Here is a 16,315-nt window from a genome sequence, read left to right as displayed (position 1 = left end):
ATGGCGTACGCGGGATGTCAATCCGGCCGCGACGCCGGGGTGCCGGGAGCCCCGGGGTGTCTAATGGGGGCATGAGGCATCCGCATTCGCAGGTCTTGCCAGGGGGTTTCGGATATCCGCTCGGGTTCGCCAGCGGGTTCGTCGTGACCGCGGCGTGCATCCCCGTCGGGGATGCGGCGCGTCCCGCGGCCGCGGCGATCGGGTTGGCGATCCTGGTCGCGGTCGTATCGGCGGTCACCACCGTGCCGGCCGCCGCCGCGACAACGGCTGTGTGCTGGGGTTTCTACGACACGTTCGCCATCGGCGTGCGCGGCGACCTGACCTTCGACCAGGCGGCCGCGGTCGGGCTGGGCGTGCTCGTCTGCGCCTGCGCGGTCGGACTGGTCGCGGGCGCGGTCTCCCGGGCGAGGCGCCGCCACGCGACGCTGTCGGACGTGCCGTTCGTGCCGGCGCCGCGCCAAGGTTCGTCGCCGCTGTGGGAGAAGCTGAGCCACTAGCTCACTTCCGGGCCTTCGGGGCGTTTTCGGCGGTCTTCGCCGGGTTGCGCTCCGCGACCGGGGCGAGGATTTCCTCCATTCGCCGCAGCAGCCCGGTTTCGAGCCGGACGCCGGACGCCGCGACGTTCTCAGCGATCTGCTCGGGCCGGGAGGCGCCGATGATGGCCGCCGAGACGTTCGGGTTCTGCAGCACCCAGGCCACCGCCAGCTGCGCCGGTGACAGGCCCGCCTCGGCGGCCAGCGGTTCGAGCTGCCGCACGCGCTCCAGCACGTCGTCGCGGAGGAAGCGGGCGACGAAGGTCGCGCCGCCGTTGGAGTCGGTGGCGCGGGAACCCGCCGGCGGCGCGGACCCGGGCCGGTACTTGCCGGTGAGCACGCCCTGCGCGATGGGCGACCAGACGATCTGGCCGATGCCCAGCTCCGCCGAGGCGGGCACCACCTCGTCCTCGATCACCCGCCACAGCGCCGAGTACTGCGGCTGGTTGGACACCAGCGGCACGTGCAGCTCGCGGGCCAGCGCGTGACCCGCGCGGATCTGCTCGGCGGTCCACTCCGACACGCCGATGTAGTGCGCCTTGCCGGCCCGGACCACGTCGGCGAGGGCCTCGATGGTCTCCTCCAGCGGGGTTTCCGGGTCGTAGCGGTGCGCCTGGTAGAGGTCGACGTGGTCGGTCTGCAGGCGGCGCAGCGAGGCGTCGATGGACTCCATGATGTGCTTGCGGCTGAGCCCCCGGTCGTTGCGGCCCGGCCCGGTGGGGAAGTAGACCTTGGTGAAGATCTCCAGCCCCTCGCGCCGCTCGCCCCGCAGCGCGCGGCCCAGGACGGCCTCGGCGCGGCCCTCGGCGTAGACGTCGGCGGTGTCGAAGGTGGTGATGCCGGCGTCCAGCGCGGCGCGGATGCACGCGGTCGCGGCGTCCTCGGCGACCTGGGACCCGTGGGTGATCCAGTTGCCGTAGGCGATCTCGCTGATGACCAGGCCGCTGCGGCCGAGATGGCGGAACTCCATGGCACCCCTCCGGAGGCGGACGACGGACTCGAACCTACCGGCCCGCCCCGGCGGCGCGCGGTGAAATTTTCCTTGCGCAACCGGCGAGTAACGAGCAATGTGTCCGACGCACGTTCTGGACGGGGCAGCGCCCCGGACGAGGTGCGGCCTGGCGGGACAACGGAGTCTTGCCAGGCGTCGGGGATTCGGAGCGGGCGCCGCGGGCGGCCGGTCCGGCGGGATCGAAGGGTTCGAATTGCGCCACCACCGGCAGCAGAGATCAGTTCGAAACGACCGGACGACGATCGGCTGGGACCGAGGCGGAACGACGCGCCTGCTGCTGCGGGCCGCGTGGCTGGAGCTGTACGCGATGCTGCTGCGCTGATGCCGGGTGCGGAGGCGTCGCCGCCCCCGCACCGTCAGGCGTCCTTGGTGACCACGCGCGCGATGGCCGCCGACAGGCCGATCAGCAGGTAGCAACCCGCGCGGAGCAGGCCGGTGACCAGCGTGTCGCCGCTGATCGGGTCGCGCAGCACGTCCATCACCGCAGACCAGTCGGTGGTGATCAGCAGCGGCTGCAGCCAGTCCAGGGCCGGGATCGTGCCGAGCACCCCGAACACGATCAGGCCGCCCATGGTGGCGGCCATGACCACCAGCGGGTGTTCGGTGAGCGACGAGATCGCCAGCGCGACCGCCCCCACCGCGGCCATCTGCACCGCGGACCACCCGGCGGCCAGCGCCACCCGGCCCAGCGCCGAGCCGATCGGCAACGTGGTCCCGGACAGGGTCACCATGCCGTCGCCGCCGACGATGACCAGCCCGGTGAGGACGCCGCTGACGGCGATGACGGCCACCGCGAGCACCGCCATCACCAGCACGCCGACGGCCTTGACACCGACCAGCCGCACCCGCCCCACGGGCGCGAGCAGCAGGCCGCGCAGCGTGCCGTGCGCCGACTCGCCGGCCAGTGCGTCGGCCGCGACCATCGCCACGACCAGCGGCAGCAGCAGCGTCTGCGCGAGCACCAGGGCCGCGACCGGCAGCACCAGCCCGTTCCCGGCCACTGCGGCGAGGAGGGAACCACCGCCGCGGCCGCCCGGCCCGCCGGTGACGGCGATCGCGGTGCCGAGGAGCACCGGGAGGCCCGCCAGCAGGACGAGCGCGAGCAGGTTGCGCGGCCTGCGCAGCACCCACCGCAGCTCGGCCAGCAGAACGCGCCCCAACGGCGCGGACGTCCGCCCCGCCGTCGTGGTTGCGTCGAGCGCCGTCACAGCTCCTCCTCGGTCAGCCGGGCGAAAAGGTCCTCCAGACCGGTCCGGGCCAGCCGCGCTTCGTGCACCGGAACACCGGCGTGGACGAGCATCGCGACGACCTCCGCGGAGTCCACATCGGACAGATCCGCGCGGACCGCCCCGGCTTCTTCCCGGGCCTGCACGCCCTTGCCGGTCAGCGTCGCCACCGCGCCGGAAGCATCCGATGTGGACACCACGAGGTGCGGCGCGCCGGCCTCCAGCATGGCGGCGAGTTCGCCCTGCGCGACCAGCGAGCCGCGGTGCAGCACCGCGACGTGCGTGCAGGTCGCCTCGATCTCGGCGAGCAGGTGCGAGGACACCAGCACCGTCGTGCCCGCCGCGTGCAGCTCCGCGATGATCCGGCGGATCTCGCGGGTGCCCGCCGGGTCCAGGCCGTTGGTCGGCTCGTCGAGCACCACCAGCTCGCGCGGCACCAGCAACGCCGCCGCCAGGCCCAGCCGCTGCTTCATGCCCAGCGAGTAGCCCCGGTACCGGCGGCCTGCGGCCGGGCCCAAGCCGACGCGTTCCAGAGCCTGCTCGACCACTCCGCGGATCTCCGGGCCGCGCAGCGCCGGTTCCATCGCCGCGCAGCGCAGCAGGTTCTCCCGGCCGGACAGGAACGGGTGGAAGCCCGGTCCTTCGACCAGCGCGCCGACCCGCGGCAGCACCCGGCCGCTGTGCTCCGGCAACCGGTGGCCCAGCAGCTCGACCGTGCCGGACGTGGGGGCGGTGAGGCCCAGCAGCATCCGGATCGTGGTGGTCTTGCCCGAACCGTTGGGGCCGAGCACGCCGACCACACCGCCGCGCGGGACCGCGAGGTCGACGCCCGCCACCGCGACGGTCCGGCCGTAGGTCTTGCGCAGGCCGGCGGTGCGCGCCGCGAGATCGCCCGCGGTGGGGGCGGTCGTCGCCGCCCCCACCGCTTCGACTGCGTTCGCCATCACGCCCCGCCGAGCGCGGCGGTGAGCACCTGCTCCGGCACCGCACCGGCCGCGACGCGGCCGTCGGAGGTGAGCAGGGCGTTGCCCGCCGCCGTGCCGATGATCCAGCCGTCGCCCCACGGCCCGCTGACCGGCTTGCCGACCTGCTCGGCGACCTGGCGCACGTCCTGGCCGCCCTGCTGCTTCTCCTGCTGCTGCGGCAGCTGGGCCACCACGACCAGGTCCCAGCCGTCGCCGACGACCTTGTGCTCGCCCTCCGGGCGCTGCTGCGGCGCGTGTTCGGCCTTGCCGTCCGTCACCTCCGCGCCGGCGGGCGGGGTGAACCGGAACAGGGCCGGGTCCGGGGCGCTGAGGTCGATGTCGCTGAAGCCGACCTGGAAGGCCGGGTCGTTCGAACCGTTGGTGAGCACCGAGACCTCCAGCGGAATGCGCTTCTCCGCGTCCACCGCGACCCGCACCTCGCGCAGCAGGGTGCGCTCGGTCGGCTTCGGCGTGAGCACCAGCTCGTAGGCGTCGCGGCCGGCGACGCTGGCCGTGCCGTCCACCTTCACGTCGCTGGTCTGCCGGAGCTTGTCGATGATCTGGCGGGCCGCCGCGGCGGGATCGGCCGGACCCTGGTGCTCGGCGGACTCCGCCGCGTGTCCCGCCGAGCGGACCACCTTCTGCTCGGCCGAATCCCACTTCCACACCGTCGAGCCGTCGTCGACGACGGTCATCTCTCCGTTGTGCGAGGGCACCGAGACGCGGTGGCGGCCCTGGCCGTCGGCCCACACCTGGAACTTGCTGGTGCCGTCGGAAAGGAGCTCGGAGGCCTGGCCCGCGCCCGGGATCGCGGGCAGGCCGAGCGCGTTGTCCACCTCGACGGTGCCGGTCAGCGCCGGCGGGTTCGCCCGCATCACCGACTCCACCAGCTGCTCCGGCGCCACCGGGGGTAACGCCGGGGCGGCGCCGGCGCCGGCGGGCAGCGCGAGCGCGGTTAGGCCGAGCACGCCCACCGCGGCACCGGCGGTCGCCGCATAGGCCACGTTCTTCCGTTTCATGAGACTCCTCCTGTCGGGTCCTGGGTCAAGCGTGGCTGAAGGTCGCTGAGATAACGCTGAGAGCGGCCCGCGGGCTGAGAACCGGCTCAGCAGGGTGGTGGTTCGCGGGCCGAGCTGAGATAGTTCATGCATTGATCAGTTTGGCGACGGAGGATGCGATGGCCGCGGACGAGCTGGATTTCTGGTCCTTCGTCGAGCTGGCGAACCACCGGCTGGCCACCGAGTACGGGTTCCGGCACCAGCTGGCCACCGAGGTGCTGCTGACGCTCAACCGGGCGTCCAACATCGTCACCTACGACCTGGAGGCGGCGGTGCACCGGCCGCGCGGCCGGTCCTGGTCGGGCTTCCGGCTGCTGTTCGTCACCTGGCTGGCCGGGCCGCTGGAGGCCAAGAAGGCCGCCGAGCTGACCGGGATGAGCCGTGCCGCGGTGTCGAACCTGACGAAGACGCTGGTCGCGGACGGGCTGCTGGACCGGGCGCCGGGCGAGCGCGACGGCCGCTCCGTGCTGCTGTCGCTGACCGAGGACGGGCAGCGGGAGATGGTCGAGGTGTTCCGGGCGCAGAACGAGCGGGAACACGAGTGGGCGAGCGTGCTCACCGAGGCCGAGCAGCGCATCCTGATCATGCTGCTGGACAAGCTCATCACCAACCGCGACCAGTTCGACATCCGCGGCCGGAACTGATCCCTTCGGTTGTTGCGCCGTGCGGCAAGTAGTAAATACATTGATTAAATGCGCCGGGGCCGAAGGGTTCCTGGGCCGTTGCAAGGAGGCGAGGGCGATGGCGTACTACCGGCAGGTCGGTGAGGTGCCGCCGAAGCGGCACACCCAGCACCGCAGGCCCGACGGCGGCCTGTACTACGAGGAGCTGATGGGGGAGGAGGGCTTCTCCAGCGACTCGTCGCTGCTCTACCACCGCAACCTCCCGTCCGCGCTGGTCGACTCGACGGTGTGGGAACTGCCCGACCTGGGCACCGAGCCGAACCACCCGCTGCGGCCGCGGCACCTGAAGCTGCACGAGCTCTTCGGCGGCCAGGAGTGGAAGCGCCACGACGTGGTGACCGGCCGCCGGCTGGTCCTGGGCAATGCCGACGTGCGCATCTCCTACGTCGTCGCGGGCGAGGCTTCTCCGCTGTACCGCAACGGGATCGGCGACGAGTGCGTGTACATCGAGTCCGGCGAGGGCGTCGTCGAGACGGTGTTCGGCGCGCTGCCGTTCCGGCCGGGCGACTACGTGATCCTGCCGCGGGCGACCACGCACCGCTGGCTGCCGCAGGGCGACGAGCCGGTGCGCGCGTACTGCATCGAGGCCAACTCGCACATCACGCCGCCGCGCCGGTACCTGTCGAAGTTCGGCCAGCTGCTGGAGCACTCGCCGTACTGCGAACGCGACCTGCACGGCCCCACCGAGCCGGTCCTGGCCGACGGCACCGACGTCGAGGTCCTGGTCAAGCACCGCGGCAGCGCCGGCATCGTCGGCACCCGGTTCGTCTACCCGGAGCACCCGTTCGACGTGGTCGGCTGGGACGGCTGCCTGTACCCGTACACCTTCAACGTGTCCGACTTCGAGCCGATCACCGGCCGCGTGCACCAGCCGCCGCCGGTGCACCAGGTCTTCGAGGGCGACAACTTCGTGGTGTGCAACTTCGTGCCGCGCAAGGTCGACTACCACCCGCTGTCCATCCCGGTGCCGTACTACCACTCCAATGTGGACTCCGACGAGGTGATGTTCTACTGCGGCGGGGACTACGAGGCGCGCAAGGGCTCCGGGATCGGGCAGGGCTCGATCTCCCTGCACCCGGGTGGGCACTCGCACGGCCCGCAGCCGGGGGCCTACGAGCGCAGCATCGGGGTGGAGTACTTCGACGAGCTCGCGGTCATGGTCGACACGTTCCGCCCGCTGGAGCTCGGCGAGGGCGGCCGCGCGGCCGAAGATCCCGGCTACGCCTGGACCTGGGCGGGACGGGGGCCGAAGCAGTGACCATCCCGGATTTCGCGAAATCGCTGTGCGATGACGCCGCGGTGTTCCCGCCCGGACTGGCGCCGCTGCCCGACGCCGTCGCCGCGCACGCCCGGCACACCGCCGCGCCGTACGCCGAGCTCGTCGGGCCGCTGGTGCTCGCCGCACCGGCGCTGGCGGAGCTCGCCGACCTGCTCGAATCCGGCGATCGGCTCGACCTCTCGGTCACCGCGCCCGCGGGGCCGGGGCAGCTCCGGGCCGTGTTCGACGCCGCCGGATCGCTGCCGGTCCGGTTGCGCGCCCTGGAGGTCGCGGTACCCGCCGGGCAGGCTCCGGCGGAGTTCTTCGCCGAGCTCGACCGGGCCTGCGCGGCGGCCGAGGACGTGGCCGTCTTCGTCGAAGTGCCTCGCGACCAGCGGCGCCCGGAGGTCATCGCCGCCTGCGCCGCCACCCGGTACCAGGCCAAGTTCCGCACCGGCGGGGTGAAGGCCGAGCTGTACCCGGACGAGGCGGAACTGGCCGCCGCGATCCGGGCGGTCGTCGACGCGCGGGTGCCGTTCAAGGCCACCGCCGGGTTGCACCACGCGATCCGCAACACCGATCCCGCAACCGGCTTCGAACAGCACGGCTACCTGAACCTGCTGCTGGCGACCGATGCGGCGGTGGACTTCGCCGACGAGTCCGAGATCGCCGAGATCCTCGCCGAACGCGATGCGCGCAAGGTCGCCGAGCGCGTCGCGAACCTGGACGACGTGCGGGTCGCGGCCGCCCGCGAGCGGTTCGTGTCCTTCGGCACGTGCAGCATCATCGAGCCCTTGACCGAGCTGGTGGACCTGGGCCTGGTGCCCGCGGCGGTGCTCAGCGCAGAAGGAGTCGCCTCGTGACCGTGATCGACATCCCCGCCGGTTCGCCGTTCGGGCTCGACAACCTGCCCTACGGCGTGTTCTCCACCCCCGGCACCGAGCCTCGGGTCGGCGTCCGCGTCGGGGAGTCCGTTGTGGACCTCGCGGTGGCACTGGGCGACGAGGTCTTCGCGCGGCCGAGCCTGAACGCGTTCATGGCGCAGGGCCACGAGCGCTGGGTGCAGGTGCGGCGGCAGATCACCGAGCTGGTGTCGGGGGACGTGCCGGATGCGGCCGTGCACCCGGTCGCCGACGTCACCACGCACCTGCCGATCGAGGTCGCCGACTACGTCGACTTCTACGCCTCGGAACACCACGCGGCCAACCTCGGCCGGCTGTTCCGGCCGAACGCCGAGCCGCTGATGCCGAACTGGAAGCACCTGCCGGTCGGCTACCACGGGCGTAGTGGAACGGTCGTGGTGTCGGGCACCGGCATCGTCCGCCCCAGCGGCCAGCGCAAGGCGCCGGACGAGGACGCCCCGACGTTCGGACCGTGCCGCCGCCTGGACATCGAGGCGGAGCTCGGCTTCATCGTCGGCACCGGCTCCGACCTGGGCAGCACCGTGCCCGCCGCGGACTTCGCCACCCGCGTGTTCGGCGTCGTGCTGGTCAACGACTGGTCGGCCCGCGACATCCAGGCGTGGGAGTACGTGCCGCTGGGCCCGTTCCTCGGCAAGAGCTTCGCCACCTCGATCTCCGCGTGGGTGGTTCCGCTGCTCGCGCTGGAGGCCGCGCGCGTCCCGGTCCCGGACCAGGAGCCGAAACCCCTGCCGTACCTGCGGGAAACCGAGCCGTGGGGCCTGGACATCGACCTCGCGGTGTCCTGGAACGGGCACGAGGTCTCCCGCCCACCGTACCGGGAGATGTACTGGTCCCCGGCCCAGATGCTGGCGCACCTGACGGTCAACGGGGCGACCAGCCGAACCGGCGACCTGTACGCGTCCGGCACGATCTCGGGCCCGGCGAAGGACCAGCGCGGCGCGTTCATCGAACTCACCTGGGGCGGCAAGGAACCCGTCAAGGTCGGCGCGGAGGAACGCACGTTCCTCCAGGACGGGGACGAGGTCACCATCACGGCCACGGCTCCGGGCCCGGGCGGCTCCCGGATCGGCTTCGGCGAGGTGGCGGGCCGGATCCTGCCCGCGAGCGGGTGATCCGGAATATGCGTTGTACGGGTATCCGGGGTGTCCTAGGCGCGCAATCCGGGCTGACCGCCTGAGATCTCGCGACGAGCGGGCGCTTTCGGCTCAACAGGGCCGAAAGCGCCCGTTCCGTCTCAGTAGGTCAGGCCGTAGCCGTAGGGGAACAGGGGATGCTGGCCGTCCCCGTCGTTGATCGGCTGCTGGTCCGCGCCGGCCATCCAGGTCATCGGCAGGGTTCCGGTCGGGTCGTGGTCGCCGAAGAGGACGTCGGCCACGCCGGCGCCTTCGGTGCCGGGCAGCCAGGCCGCCAGGAGCGCGTCCCAGGCCGGCAGGTCCGCCGCGACGTCCAGCGGGCGGCCCGACACGGTCACCACGATCACCGGCACCCCGGACTCCTGGAGCCGGGCCAGCGTCGCCCGGTCCTCCTCGTCCAGGCCCATGCCCTCCGGGCGGTCGCCTTCGCCTTCGGCGTAGGGGGTTTCGCCGACCACCGCGATCGCCGCCCGGTAGCTGCCGTCGATGCCGTTGCCGTCGCGGGCGTAGGCCACCTCGGTGCCGGGGGAGACGGCCTGCCGGATTCCCTGCAGGATCGTGGTCCCCGGCGTGATCGGGCCGCTGCCGCCCTGCCAGCTGATCGTCCAGCCGCCGCTCTGGTTGCCGATGTCGTCGGCGTTCTTGCCCGCGACGAAGATCTTGCCGCCATCCTTGGCCAGCGGCAGCACATTCCCGTCGTTCTTCAGCAGCACCTGCGATTCGCGGACCGCCTCGCGGGCGAGTTCCCGGTGCTCCGCGCTGCCGACGGTTCCGGTGAGACTGCGGTCGGTGAACGGCCGCTCGAACAGGCCGAGCTCGAACTTCTTGGTCAGGATGCGGCGGTTGGCGTCGTCGATGCGCTCCATCGGCACCCGGCCGGCCTCGACCTCGGCGCGCAGCAGGTCCATGAACTTCTGGTACTCGTGCGGCACCATGATCATGTCCAGCCCGGCGTTGACCGAATCGCGCACCTCGTCGGCGGTGAAGCCCTCCTGACCGTCGATCTTGTCGATGGCCTGCCAGTCCGACACGACGAAACCGGTGAAGCCCAGCTCGCCCTTGAGCACGTCGTTGATCAGGTAGTCGGCGGTGTGCATCTTGACGCCGTTCCAGCTGCTGTAGGAGATCATCACCGAGCCGACGCCACGCTCGATCGCGGCCTGGAACGGCGGCAGGTGCACCGCGCGCAGCCCGGCCTCGTCGATCTCGGTGTTGCCCTGGTCGTCGCCGCCGGTCGTGCCGCCGTCCCCGACGTAGTGCTTGGCCGTGGCCAGCACGGACGCCGGACCGTCCAGAGTGGATCCCTGCAGGCCGGTCACGGCGGAGGCCATCGCCGCGGGCCGCTCCGGGGTCTCGCCGAACGACTCGTAGGTGCGTCCCCAGCGGTCGTTGCGCGCCACGCACAGGCATGGCGCGAAGTCCCAGTCGATGCCGGTGCCGGCGACCTCCTCGGCGGTCGCCCGGCCGATGCGCTCGGCCAGATCCGGGTCGTTGGTGGCGCCGAGCCCGATGTTGTGCGGGAAGATCGTCGCGCCGTGCACGTTGTTGTGCCCGTGCACCGCGTCGACGCCGTAGATGATCGGAATGCCCAGCGGGGTGGCGATGGCCGCCCGCTGGTAGGCGTCGTACATGTCCGCCCAGGCTTCCGCGGTGTTCGGCGTCGGCGCCGATCCGCCGCCGCTGAGGATCGAGCCGATCCCGGCTGCCGCCGCGGTGCCCGGGTCGGCAGCCAGCCGCTCGGCCTGCGTCAACTGGCCTATCTTGTCCTGCAACGACATTCGCGCCATCAGGTCGTCCACCCGGTCGGCGACCGGGCGCGTCGCGTCGCGGTAGGCGGGCGGTGCCGCGGCCACGGCGGGGGTGACGGCGGCGGTGCAGGCCACCGCGGTGAGCGCCAGCGCGAGCCGCGAGCGGGTCGTGCCTGACCAACGGGTCATGCCGTTCTCCTCTGCGTTCGGAGGTCATCCGTGCGGGGCGGAACTGCGAAACCGGCGGCCTGGTGCGCTCTGCCGTTGGGCGGTGAGGGGCCGCGAGGAATATGTTGCAGGCAGCAACATATCATCGGATGCCTCCTCGGGGAGATGGGCTACATCGATCAAGTCTCGGTACTGCATCGATCAGGTCAACTTCTCCGCTCGTGGTGTTGTGTCATAAGTTGTTTGTCGCAACGTTTGGTTCTGCACGATTCCGTTCGGGAGTGGGGAAGGCTTCTCGATGGGGAGAACGCCCGCGGCGCTGATCGCGATGGCCTGCAGCATCGGGCTGTTGCTGGTGGCGTGCGGGAACAACAGGCTGCCGGAGCCGGACGCCGGCGCGGCCGCGCCGGGCACCGGTGGTCCGCGGGTCGGCGTGATCCTTCCGGATACCGCGACCTCCGCGCGCTGGGCGCACTTCGACCAGCCGATGCTGCAGGCGGCGCTGCGCCGGGCAGGCCTCACGCCGATCGTGCAGAACGCGCAGGGCGACGCGCAGAAGTTCGCCCAGATCGCCGACGACATGCTCAGCCAGCGCGTGCAGGTGCTGATCATCGCCGCGCCCAGCGGCGACGCAGGTGCCACCGTCGAGCTGAAGGCCGAACGGCTCGGCGTGCCGGTGATCGACTACGACCGGCTCAACGTCGGCGGCAGCGCCGACTACTACGTCAGCTTCGACCACGAGGAGGTCGGCGAACTGCAGGCCCGGGCGCTCGCGACGGCGATGCGCGACAAGCCCGGCGGCCAGGTCATCGAGATCGGCGGTGCCACGACCGACCACAACGCGACGCTGGTGCACCACGGCCAGTCCGCGGAGCTCGGCCCCCGGTACGCGGCGGGCGAGCTGAGGCTGGCGAGCAGCCGGTTCGTCGACGGTTGGGACAACCAGGCCGGCGGCCGGGTCTTCGAACAGCTGCTGACCGCCAACGGCGGGCGGGTGGACGGCGTCCTCGCGGCCAACGACGGGCTGGCCTCGGCGGTGATCACCGTGCTGCAGAAGTACGGCCTGGCGGGCGCGGTCCCGGTCACCGGGCAGGACATGACCGTCGACGGCCTGCGCGCGATCCTGCAGGGCTACCAGTCGTCCACGGTGTTCAAACCGATCCGCGACGAGGCGTCGGTGACGGCGGAGCTGGCGGCCGCGCTCGCCCGCGGCGACACCGCGGCCGCCGACGCGCTGGCCGACCAGCGAACGCCCGATCCGGTCGGCGGGCGCGAGGTGAAGTCGGTCCTGCTGCCGCCGCAGCTGATCACGCGCGACAACATCAAGTCGGTGCTCGACCCGGCGGGCGTCCGGGCCGAGGAGATCTGCGGTGGCGAGCTGGCGGAATTTTGCCGCCAGCTCGGCATCACCTGACGGAGGGAGGGCGAGTGCACGAGCCGATCCTGGCGCTGCGCCGGGTCGACAAGAGCTTCGGCCCGGTCCGCGCGCTGCGGGAGGTGGACTTCACCGTGCGCGCCGGCGAGGTCACCGCGCTGATCGGCGACAACGGCGCCGGGAAGTCCACATTGGTCAAATGCATCGCGGGAATGCACCGCATCGACGGCGGCGAGGTGCTCTTCGAGGGCCGCCCCGTGCAGATCCAGCGGCCCGGCGACGCCGCCGCGCTGGGCATCGAGGTGGTCTACCAGGACCTCGCGCTGTGCGACGACCTCGACGTGGTGCAGAACATGTTCCTCGGCCGCGAGCGGGGCCCGGCGATGCTGCTCGACGACACCGAGATGGAGCTGGCCGCGAGGCGCACCCTCCGCTCCCTGTCGGTGCGCACCGTCGGTTCGGTGCGCGCGAAGGCCGGCTCGCTCTCCGGCGGTCAGCGGCAGACCGTCGCCATCGCCAAAGCCGTGCTGTGGAACAGCAAGGTGGTGATCCTCGACGAACCCACCGCGGCGCTGGGCGTCGCGCAGACCCGGCAGGTCCTCGACCTCATCCGCCGCCTGGCCGACCAGGGTCTCGGCGTGGTGCTGATCAGCCACAACATGTCCGACGTGTTCGAGGTCGCCGACCGGATCGCCACCCTCTACCTGGGACGCATGGCCGCCGAACTGCCCGCCGGGGACCTGACCCACGGCCAGGTCGTCGAGCTGATGACCGCCGGCCGCTCCGGCGATCTCGGCATCGCCCGCCCGACAGCAGTGTGAGGTACGCGTTGGACTCATCTTGCTTGGCGGTGCGGGTGGCGGAACCTCAGAACCCGCGGCGGTGCAAGCTGCGACGGTGGGCCAAGCGGCTGCGCCGCTTCAAAGAAAATTCCGAGATGTCGAGGAACGCCAATGACGAACAGCCCGACCGGCGCGGCCGAACCGGCGTTGCGCATCGCCGACTTCGGCATCGACACGACCTCTCGCGCCACCGGCGAGGCCCTGCGCGACTACGTCGGCAAGATCCGCCGCGGTGATCTCGGCGCGTTGCCCGCGCTGGTGATGCTGGCCGTGCTGCTGGTGCTGTTCGCCGCCCTGTCCGAGGACTTCCTGACCCTCAACAACCTGGCCAACCTGCTGCACCAGGGCGCCGGGCAGGCGATCATCGCGATGGGCATCGTCTACGTGCTGCTGATCGGCGAGATCGACCTGTCCGCCGGGACGGCCTCCGGCGTGGCGGCCTCGGTGCTCGCACTGCACTTCCAGCACGACGGGAACCTGCTCGGGGCGATGGGCGGCACGGTGTTCTACGCCTTCGTGCTGGGGCTCGCGGCCGCGGCGCTGCTGGCGCTGCTGTTGCGGATCTGGCTCGGTGCCGGGCTTTCCGCGCTGGCAGTGGTGCTCGTGGTCGCCGGGGTCGGCGCGAACCCGTGGCTGGAGATGCTGCTGGCGGTGTGCGTCGGCGCGGCGATCGGGTGCGTCACCGGGTTCGCGGTCTCGAAGGTCCGCATCCCGTCGTTCGTCGTGACGCTGGGGCTGTTCATCACCTGGTCCGGCGTGGTGCTCCAGCTGGTCGGCCCGGGCGGGACGATCTCGGTCCGGCAGAGCCCGGAGCTGTTCGCCGTCGCCAACGGCAGCCTCGGCGTGGCGGGCAGCTGGCTGCTGTTCCTGATGGCCGGCGCCGGATACGCAGCCGTGGTGGCCCGCCGTCACCTGACCAGGCTCCGGCACGGGCTCGTCGCGCAGCCGACCGCGCTGGTGGTGGCCAAGGTCGGCGCCGTCCTCGGCTGCGGCGGCGTCGCGACGTACCTGCTGACGCTCAACCGCTCGCCGCACCCGGAGCTGGCGTCGATCCGCGGCGTGCCCTACGTGGTGCCGATCATCCTGGTGCTGCTGATCGCGGGCACGTACGTGCTGGACCGCACCCGCTTCGGCCGGCACCTGCGCGCCGTCGGCAACAACCGGGACGCCGCGCACCGGGCCGGGGTGAACGTCGCCAAGATCCGGATGAGCGCGTTCATCATCTGCTCCTCGGTCGCGGCGGTGGGCGCCATCGTCTACACCTCGAAGGTCGGCTCGGTCGACGGCAGCGCGGGCAACGGCAACCTGGTGCTGTTCGCGGTCGGCGCGGCCGTCATCGGCGGCACGTCGCTGTTCGGCGGGAAGGGCCGGCTGCAGGACGCGGTCCTCGGCGGCGCGGTGCTCGCGACCGTCCAGAACGGCCTGAACCTGCTGGGCTTCGCCGCCGCGCCGGTGAACATCATCACCGGCCTGGTCCTGGTGGCCGCCGCCGGCGTGGACGCGTTGTCCCGGCGGCGTTCGACGGCGCAGCATGAAGGCTGAGCCGGGGAGCACGATGCGCAGCGCAAGCGTCCGCTGTGCTACAGCTTGTCCCGGATGGGAAGCCCGAAGCAGGCGGAGGAAGCGGCCGAGTTGACCACGACACCAACCGCGGGAGCGCGGCCCGACGAGGTGCGCCAGCACAACCGGGCGGTACTGCTGCGTCGGCTGCACACCGGTGGGCCCTGCACCAGGGCCGCGCTGGCCACCGAGATGGGGCTGAATCGCAGCACCATCAAGGCGCTGGTCGACGAGCTGGTCGGGGACGGGCTCGTGGTGGAGCGGGTGCCCGCCCAGCGCAGCGGCGCGGGCCGGCCGTCGCTGCTGGTGCTGCCGCAGCCGCACGCGGCGGTGACGCTGGCGGTGGACATCCGGGTCGAGCAGGTGGCGATGGCGCTGATCGGGCTCGGCGGCGAGATCCTCAACCGGTGCAGCTGGAGCCTGCGCCCGACCACCCGGAATCCGCGCGAGGTCTTCACCAAGATCGTCGACAACAGCGCGGTGCTCATCGAGGAGGCCGGCGTCGACGTCGTGGCGGTCGGCGCCTCGGCGCCCGGCGTGGTGCGCCGCGCGGACGGGATGGTGCGCGAGGCGCCGAACCTGCACTGGACCGAAGTGCCGCTCGGCGACTGGCTTTCCCAGGCGCTGGACGGCCGTCGGGTGGAGGTCGGCAACGACGCGGAGCTCAGCGCGCTCGCCGAACACCTCCGCGGGGCGGCGCGCGGCGCGACCGACGCGGTCTTCGTCGGGGCGGGCGTCGGTGTCGGCGGCGGGGTGATCTCCGGCGGGATGCCGTTGCGCGGCAGCGGCGGCTACGTCGGCGAGCTCGGGCACATGGTGGTGCGGCCGGACGGGCACGAATGCTATTGCGGCAGCAGGGGATGCTGGGAGACCGAGGTGGGGGAGCGGGCCCTGAGCCGGGCGCTGGGCCTGCCGGAGGACTCGCCGCGCGGCGTGGTCGTCGCCGAGCTGCACGCCTTGGCGCAGCAACCGGACGAGGTGTTGCAGCGGCTCGGTGAGTTCGGCGAGTGGCTGGCCGTCGGACTGTGCAATGTGGTCAACCTGCTGTGCCCGCAGCTGGTGGTGCTCGGCGATCTGTTCACCTCGCTGCCGCGCACGCTGATCGACCACGTCGGCAAGCTGGTCACCGAGCGCAGCCTGGTCAGCCGCGCGATGGGCGGCACCAAGCTGGTCACGTCCTCGCTCGGCGCGGACGGCAAGCTGCTCGGCGCCGCCGAGCTGGCCTTCGAGCAGGTGCTTGCCAGCCGCTGAGCCGATCGGCGGAAACCGTTGCGCCGGTTGGGAAACGCGCAGATTGCGATGCGGTTACGCCCGGCGGTGCCGACATCTCCCGGTGATAAGTTGCTGCGGACAACATATTGACCGGATCGACCTCGACCCGGCCGGGGACACCTTCGCGTCCTGCGTTCTCGGCGCGCCACGCCGACGCTCCTGCGAAAAGAGGGACCACTTTGTTCACTGGGAGATGGGCCGGCACCCAGGTGCTGGCCCAGGGTCAGCTGCTGGATGCCAACGCGGTGGATTTCGCGTTGTTGGCGTTGTACTTCGTTTTCGTGCTGGGTATCGGGTATCTGGCGCGGCGTGCGGTGTCCACCAGTCTGGATTTTTTCCTGTCGGGGCGGGCGTTGCCGGCGTGGGTGACGGGGTTGGCGTTCATCTCGGCGAATCTGGGTGCGATCGAGATCATCGGTATGTCGGCGAATGGTGCCGAGTACGGGATGCCGACGATGCATTATTTCTGGATCGGTGCGGTGCCGGCCATGCTGTTCTTGGGCGTGGTGATGATGCCGTTCTACTACGGCTCGAAGGTGCGCAGTGTTCCGGAGTTCAT

The 16,315-nt window shown here is 71.6% G+C and carries 15 protein-coding genes; 10 read left to right on the top strand and 5 right to left on the bottom strand.

Annotated features, from left to right (window positions below):
- Positions 1 to 71: 71 nt before the first annotated feature.
- The gene (locus tag ACWEV3_RS41585) at positions 72 to 497 is read left to right on the top strand and encodes a hypothetical protein (protein WP_452619176.1); all 426 of its coding nucleotides are present in this window, start codon (positions 72 to 74) and stop codon (positions 495 to 497) included.
- Position 498: 1 nt separating this feature from the next.
- Here ACWEV3_RS41585 and ACWEV3_RS41580 read toward each other — a convergent pair whose 3' ends face one another.
- From ACWEV3_RS41580 to ACWEV3_RS41565, 4 genes are all read right to left on the bottom strand, one after another.
- On the bottom strand, positions 499 to 1,503 hold the full coding sequence (locus tag ACWEV3_RS41580) for an aldo/keto reductase family protein (RefSeq protein ID WP_452619175.1): 1,005 nt from the start codon (positions 1,501 to 1,503) through the stop codon (positions 499 to 501).
- A 398-nt stretch (positions 1,504 to 1,901) separates the two neighbouring features.
- The gene (locus ACWEV3_RS41575) at positions 1,902 to 2,753 is read right to left on the bottom strand and encodes an ABC transporter permease (protein WP_452619174.1); all 852 of its coding nucleotides are present in this window, start codon (positions 2,751 to 2,753) and stop codon (positions 1,902 to 1,904) included.
- Positions 2,750 to 3,715 carry an ABC transporter ATP-binding protein gene (locus tag ACWEV3_RS41570; RefSeq protein WP_452619173.1) on the bottom strand — a complete coding sequence of 322 codons (966 nt, stop codon included), beginning with the start codon at positions 3,713 to 3,715 and terminating at the stop codon, positions 2,750 to 2,752. The genes ACWEV3_RS41575 and ACWEV3_RS41570 overlap by 4 nt, the downstream gene beginning before the upstream one ends.
- A complete protein-coding gene (locus ACWEV3_RS41565; RefSeq protein ID WP_452619172.1) occupies positions 3,715 to 4,755 on the bottom strand; it encodes a LolA family protein in 1,041 nt (346 codons plus the stop codon). Before ACWEV3_RS41565 ends, ACWEV3_RS41570 begins: the two co-directional genes overlap by 1 nt.
- Positions 4,756 to 4,913: 158 nt before the next feature.
- Between ACWEV3_RS41565 and ACWEV3_RS41560 the strand changes: the two genes are divergently transcribed.
- The 4 genes from ACWEV3_RS41560 to fahA all read left to right on the top strand — a co-directional run bounded on the left by ACWEV3_RS41560 (position 4,914) and on the right by fahA (position 8,770).
- On the top strand, positions 4,914 to 5,438 hold the full coding sequence (locus ACWEV3_RS41560) for a MarR family winged helix-turn-helix transcriptional regulator (RefSeq protein WP_452619171.1): 525 nt from the start codon (positions 4,914 to 4,916) through the stop codon (positions 5,436 to 5,438).
- A gap of 97 nt (positions 5,439 to 5,535) precedes the next feature.
- A complete protein-coding gene (locus ACWEV3_RS41555; protein ID WP_452619170.1) occupies positions 5,536 to 6,735 on the top strand; it encodes a cupin domain-containing protein in 1,200 nt (399 codons plus the stop codon).
- Positions 6,732 to 7,598: a hypothetical protein gene (locus ACWEV3_RS41550; protein ID WP_452619169.1), complete on the top strand. Its 867-nt coding sequence runs from the start codon at positions 6,732 to 6,734 to the stop codon at positions 7,596 to 7,598. Before ACWEV3_RS41555 ends, ACWEV3_RS41550 begins: the two co-directional genes overlap by 4 nt.
- Positions 7,595 to 8,770 (top strand): fumarylacetoacetase, encoded by a 1,176-nt coding sequence (gene fahA, locus ACWEV3_RS41545; RefSeq protein WP_452619168.1) that lies wholly within the window; start codon positions 7,595 to 7,597, stop codon positions 8,768 to 8,770. The genes ACWEV3_RS41550 and fahA overlap by 4 nt, the downstream gene beginning before the upstream one ends.
- 122 nt (positions 8,771 to 8,892) lie before the next feature.
- On the opposite strand, the gene ACWEV3_RS41540 is transcribed toward fahA, so the two are convergent.
- Positions 8,893 to 10,728, bottom strand: coding sequence for a glycoside hydrolase family 3 protein (locus tag ACWEV3_RS41540; protein WP_452619167.1), 1,836 nt, complete (start codon positions 10,726 to 10,728; stop codon positions 8,893 to 8,895).
- 277 nt (positions 10,729 to 11,005) lie between these two features.
- Here ACWEV3_RS41540 and ACWEV3_RS41535 point away from each other — a divergent pair, with 277 nt between their 5' ends.
- The 5 genes from ACWEV3_RS41535 to ACWEV3_RS41515 all read left to right on the top strand — a co-directional run.
- Positions 11,006 to 12,121, top strand: coding sequence for a sugar ABC transporter substrate-binding protein (locus tag ACWEV3_RS41535; protein ID WP_452619166.1), 1,116 nt, complete (start codon positions 11,006 to 11,008; stop codon positions 12,119 to 12,121).
- Between the two features lie 14 nt (positions 12,122 to 12,135).
- Positions 12,136 to 12,903: an ATP-binding cassette domain-containing protein gene (locus ACWEV3_RS41530; protein WP_452619165.1), complete on the top strand. Its 768-nt coding sequence runs from the start codon at positions 12,136 to 12,138 to the stop codon at positions 12,901 to 12,903.
- A gap of 132 nt (positions 12,904 to 13,035) precedes the next feature.
- A complete protein-coding gene (locus ACWEV3_RS41525; RefSeq protein WP_452619164.1) occupies positions 13,036 to 14,466 on the top strand; it encodes a sugar ABC transporter permease in 1,431 nt (476 codons plus the stop codon).
- Positions 14,467 to 14,520: 54 nt separating this feature from the next.
- Positions 14,521 to 15,735, top strand: a complete 1,215-nt coding sequence (locus tag ACWEV3_RS41520) for an ROK family protein (protein ID WP_452619163.1) — start codon at positions 14,521 to 14,523, stop codon at positions 15,733 to 15,735.
- A 230-nt stretch (positions 15,736 to 15,965) separates the two neighbouring features.
- Positions 15,966 to 16,315: sodium:solute symporter family transporter (locus ACWEV3_RS41515; protein ID WP_452619162.1), on the top strand; the 350-nt coding region annotated here is incomplete at its 3' end.

This window comes from Saccharopolyspora sp. NPDC003752 (genome assembly GCF_053605825.1).
This window is presented reverse-complemented; position numbering and strand designations above follow the sequence as displayed.